This is a genomic window from Acidovorax sp. HMWF018, from assembly GCF_003061035.1.
In the GTDB taxonomy this organism is placed as follows: Bacteria; Pseudomonadota; Gammaproteobacteria; order Burkholderiales; family Burkholderiaceae_C; genus Acidovorax; species Acidovorax delafieldii.
On the sequence record NZ_QAIM01000300.1, the window covers coordinates 7,543 to 9,085 of the forward strand.

A 1,543-nucleotide genomic window follows, 5' to 3' on the forward strand; every position below is an offset into this window, starting at 1 on the left:
ACCCCACAACCTCGCCTTTTTGCACCACCAACGACACATCCTTGACGACCTTGCGGCTGCCATAGGATTTGGCCAGATGCTGTACCTCCAGGCGGCTACCCGCCTGGGAGTCAGGACCGGTACTCACAGCAGGCCCGCTCACTTGGCGCCGCCGCCAAGGCTATTGCTGGGGCGCAGCGCCGGTGCGGGCGCGTCAGGCGCTGGGGCCGGGGCTGCCGCGCCGGGCGGAGGGTCTTTGGGCGCCAGCACTGCGCGTACGCGACCACCGGGCGCAGGGGTGTCGCCAGCCGCAGTCGAAGACGCCGGCGCCTTCTGGCCGTCCACGGTAAACACGTCGGTGAGGTTGTTGTAGACGATCACGGCGCCGGTGATCTCATCGTTCAATACCGACCCACGGTACCGGCGGAGTTCGGCGCGGGTGATGAAGCGCACGTTGTCGGCCTTGCCGTCGTATTCGATGACTTCGCTTTCGCCTTCGATGAACTCGTCAGGCGCCCCCGCCACGGTGTCGCGCTTTTGGCGGAAGAACGCCCGTTTGCCCGCCTCGGCCGTGACCACGCCGTACTGGTAACCGTCGGCGTCCTGGCGCACATCCAGCCGCGCGCCGCGCAGCACGATGGTGCCTTTGGTCATCACCACGCGGCCCGAGAACACGCTGGTCTGCTTGAGTTCATCGTGGCGCAGGGCGTCGGCCTCGATGTTCATGGGCTTGGCACGGTCAGCCTTTTCGGCGTGTGCCATGCCCGCAAGGCCGGTCAGGGCTGCGAGCACAAGGAGGGGGAGTAGGCGGTGGGTCATAGGGCACGAATCTTGCAATGATTGTAGCCACCCGATGGTACCCACCCCGAAAAAAAAGCCCGCGTCAGCGGGCCTTTCGGACAACTTGCCGACAGGGTCGGCAGATCGTCAGGCTTTGCGTGCCGTGGCCGCCAGGTATTCGACCACCTGCAACACGGTTTGCATGCTGCCGGCCATCGTGCCGTCGGTGTAGTACTTGCCTGCCACACCCATGGAAGGCACGCCCTCAACACCGTACGAATCCTGCAGCTGCGAGGCGCGACGCACCTGGTTGGCCACGCTGAAGGAGCCGTAGACCTCCTTGAACTTGGCCGCATCAACGCCCTGCTGGGTCACCCAGGCCAGGATTTCGTCGTCCTTGGCGAGCTTGGCCTTTTCCACGTGGATGGCACGGAAGACCTTGGCGTGCAGGGCTTCGAGCTTGCCCATGCCTTCGAGCGTGTAGTACAGCTTTTGCTGGGGCACGAAGCTGGCGTTGAACGCCACGGGCACACGGCGGATGGAGAGGTCCTTGGGCGCAGCCTTGACCCAGGCGTCCAGCGTGGGCTCGAAGGCGTTGCAGTGGGGGCAGCTGTACCAGAAGAACTCGATCACATCGACCTTGCCGGCCGGCGCATCGGGGGCGACGGGCTTGTCCAGCCGCTTGAAGTCCTTGCCCTCCTTGAACTGGCGGGCTTGCGCCATCGCGGGGTTGGCCACTGGCAGCGTCAGGGCAGAAGCGGCAACCGCCGAGGCGGCGGACAAA

At 65.3% G+C, this 1,543-nt stretch carries 2 protein-coding genes and 1 pseudogene; all 3 read right to left on the reverse strand.

The annotated features are described in order from the left end of the window. Positions 1 to 142, reverse strand: a pseudogene (locus tag DBR23_RS30525) (LPS export ABC transporter ATP-binding protein); the annotation flags it as partial. After that, on the reverse strand, positions 139 to 798 hold the full coding sequence (gene lptA, locus DBR23_RS11090; RefSeq protein ID WP_108498277.1) for a lipopolysaccharide transport periplasmic protein LptA: 660 nt from the start codon (positions 796 to 798) through the stop codon (positions 139 to 141). The gene lptA and the pseudogene DBR23_RS30525, both read right to left, overlap by 4 nt. Before the next feature lie 108 nt (positions 799 to 906). After that, a complete protein-coding gene (locus DBR23_RS11095; protein WP_108498278.1) occupies positions 907 to 1,542 on the reverse strand; it encodes a thiol:disulfide interchange protein DsbA/DsbL in 636 nt (211 codons plus the stop codon). Position 1,543 lies beyond the last annotated feature (1 nt).